Source organism: Falsiroseomonas oryzae, from assembly GCF_027856955.1.
Lineage (GTDB): Bacteria > Pseudomonadota > Alphaproteobacteria > Acetobacterales > Acetobacteraceae > Falsiroseomonas > Falsiroseomonas oryzae.
Window position 1 is genome coordinate 1 of the sequence record NZ_JAPSMD010000532.1, and the last position, 3,182, is coordinate 3,182.

Sequence of the window (3,182 nt, forward strand, 5' to 3'; positions counted from 1 at the left end):
CGCCACGCCGCCGACGGGCGGCAGCGCCCTGCCGCCGGTGGGCGGCATCGTCGCGCCGCCGACCGCGGCCGGCGGCCATGCCAGCCCTGCCGTGCCGATCGGCCCCGACGTGGAATACCGCAAGCCGGAGCCCGCGCCGGTGCCCGGCAGCATCCCGCCGGCCAGCACCAAGCTCGCCCCGATGTAGCGCGGCCGCCGCAATCCCCCACGGAGCCGCCCGGCGGGCATCACCTGTTTGCCGCTCGCTTTTTGGCGGGCGCGCGCCTATGTGTGCGCCGCATCAAGCAACACACGCCTGCCCGCCATCGGGGCGACCACTTGGTCGCCGCCGGACAGGAGGGGCCGGGCCACAAGACCGGACCTCATCCCGATGGACCTTCGCAACGTGGCGATCATCGCCCACGTCGACCACGGCAAGACGACGCTCGTGGACAACCTGCTGAAGCAGGCCGGCGCCTTCCGGGCCAACCAGCACGTCGCCGAGCGCGCGCTGGACCGCAACGACCTGGAGCGGGAGCGCGGCATCACCATCCTGGCGAAGTCCACCGCCGTGGAATGGAAGGGCGTGAAGATCAACATCGTGGACACGCCCGGCCACGCCGATTTCGGCGGCGAGGTGGAGCGCATCCTGTCCATGGTGGATGGCGCCATCGTGCTCTGCGACGCGGCGGAAGGCCCGCTGCCGCAGACCAAGTTCGTGCTGACCAAGGCGCTGGCCCGCGGGCTCAAGCCGATCGTGGTCATCAACAAGGTGGACCGCGGCGACGCCCGCCCGGACGAGGTGCACAACGAGGTCTTCGACCTGTTCGCCGCGCTCGGCGCCAATGACGAGCAGCTGGACTTCCACACCCTCTTCGCCTCCGGCCGACAGGGCTGGGCGGACCTGTCGCTGGACGGGCCGCGGAAGGACCTGTCGCCGCTCTTCGACCTGATCCTGAGCCACGTGCCCCCGCCGAAGGTCGAGCTCGACAAGCCCTTCGCGATGAACGCCTCCATCCTGGAGAGCGACAACTTCCTCGGCCGTATCCTGACCGGCCGCGTGGAGCAGGGCGTCGGGCGGGTGAACATGCCCGTCCGCGTGCTGCGCCAGGACGGCTCGGTGGTTGAGACCGGGCGGCTGACCAAGCTGATGACCTATTCCGGCCTGGATCGCGTGCCGGTGGAGGAGGTGCAGGCGGGCGACATCGTCGCGATCGCCGGCCTGTCGGACGCGACCATCCCCGACACCATCGCCACGCCGGACGTCGCCGTGCCGCTGCCGGCCCTGCCGGTGGACCCGCCCACGCTCGCCATGACCTTCCGCATCAACGACGGCCCGCTGGGCGGCCGCGAGGGCAAGAAGGTCACGTCGCGCCAGATCCGCGACCGCCTCTACAAGGAGACCGAGGGCAACGTCGCCATCAAGGTCACCGACAGCCAGGAGGCCGACAGCTTCGAGGTGGCCGGCCGCGGCGAGCTGCAGCTCGGCGTGCTGATCGAGCAGATGCGCCGCGAGGGCTTCGAGCTGACCATCGGCCGCCCCCGCGTGCTGACGCGCGAGAACCCCGAGACCGGCGAGCGCGAGGAGCCGTACGAGGAAGTCCTGGTGGACGTGGACGAGGGCTATTCCGGCGTCGTGGTGGAGAAGCTCTCCATCCGCAAGGGCCAGATGCAGGACATGCGCCCGTCCGGCGGCGGCAAGGTGCGGCTGACCTTCCTGATCCCGTCGCGCGGGCTGATCGGCTACCATGGCGAGTTCATGACGGACACGCGCGGCACCGGCATGATGAACCGCCTGTTCCACGGCTACGGCCGCTGGGCCGGCACGATCGAGGGCCGCCGCAACGGGTCGCTCATCTCCAACGTGGACGGCGAGACGACGCAGTACGCGCTGTTCTACCTGCAGGAGCGCGGCGCGCTGTTCGTGGACCCGGGCGCCAAGGTCTATGTCGGGATGATCATCGGCGAGAACTCGCGCGGCGAGGATCTCGAGGTCAACCCGGTGAAGGAGAAGAAGCTCACCAACATCCGCGCCGCCGGCAAGGATGACGCGCTGCTGCTGACGCCGCCGCGCCGGATGAGCCTGGAGCAGGCGATCTCCTACATCGAGGATGACGAGCTGGTGGAGGTGACGCCCGGCGCCATCCGCCTGCGCAAGCGCTTCCTGGACCCGCACGAGCGAAAGAAGCACGCTCGCCGCGCCGAGGGCCTGCCGGTGAAGGGCGAGAGCGAGGCGGCGTGACGCGCGGATCGGGCATGCCGGCGCGGAGGCTCTGCGGGGCCGATGGGCGCGGCGTTCCCGACCGCCACCGGGCGGTGCTCGCGGAATCGTGAGCACCTTTCTGGTTTAAATCGTCCGTAACCTTCGCGCCCTGCGCGATAGACGCGCCGTGGCATGCGACAGGAACAGGACATGGTTCATCGGGCTTTCCAGGCCTTCGCGCCCTGGGCCGCGCTCCTCGTAGCGGCATCGGGCGTCGCGCCGGCATCGGCGGCGCCCATCTTCTTCACCGACCTTGCGGCCTTCCAGGCGGCGCTCAGCGCCGCCAGCGGCGCGACGCAGACCGAAAGCTTCGAAACCCATCCGCTGTCGGAAGACCTGACCGCCAACCCGTCCACGGCGAACGGGATCACGGTCGCCAGCAATGCCGGACCCAGTTCCGACCTGCGCGCGGTCATCCCCGTCGGCAATGGCACGGTCGGCGTGGACGTGCTGACACAGCGGGGCGGCAGCACGATCACCTTCACCTTCGCCAGCCCGATCAATGCCTTCGGCATCGACATCTTCGACCTGGGGACCCAGAACACGCCGACGACGCTGCGGCTCATCATCGCCAGCGGCAGCCAGGACCTGTTCGCGGGCTTCACCGGCACCGCCAACAACCTGCAGTTCGGCGGCGTCATCGACACGGCGACCCCTTTCACCACGGTCACCTTCACCAATTCCACGCTCAACGACCGCGTCTTCCTGGACGACCTGCGCTACGGCCGCACCGGGCTGCCGACACCGGCACCGGAGCCCGGCACATTGGCGCTGCTCGGCACCGCGCTGGCCGGGCTCTCCATCGGCGCACGGCGGCTGCGGCGGCCGCGCGCCTGACGCCGCGGCCCAAGCCCGCGGCGTTCGGTGTGCGATGGCACGCCCCGGCATCCGCGCTACCCTGCCGCGCGTGACCCAGGCCGCCGACCCCGCCCTGCTCGCC

General features: G+C 70.5%; 3 protein-coding genes. All 3 read left to right on the plus strand.

The window, feature by feature from the left end; all coding sequences use genetic code 11:
* On the plus strand, positions 1-187 hold a 187-nt coding region (locus tag OZN99_RS28330), incomplete at its 5' end, for a hypothetical protein (protein ID WP_456299910.1).
* A 183-nt stretch (positions 188-370) separates the two neighbouring features.
* The gene (gene typA, locus OZN99_RS28335; protein WP_270938567.1) at positions 371-2,221 is read left to right on the plus strand and encodes a translational GTPase TypA; all 1,851 of its coding nucleotides are present in this window, start codon (positions 371-373) and stop codon (positions 2,219-2,221) included.
* Between the two features lie 171 nt (positions 2,222-2,392).
* On the plus strand, positions 2,393-3,079 hold the full coding sequence (locus OZN99_RS28340) for a PEP-CTERM sorting domain-containing protein (protein WP_270938568.1): 687 nt from the start codon (positions 2,393-2,395) through the stop codon (positions 3,077-3,079).
* Positions 3,080-3,182: the final 103 nt, after the last annotated feature.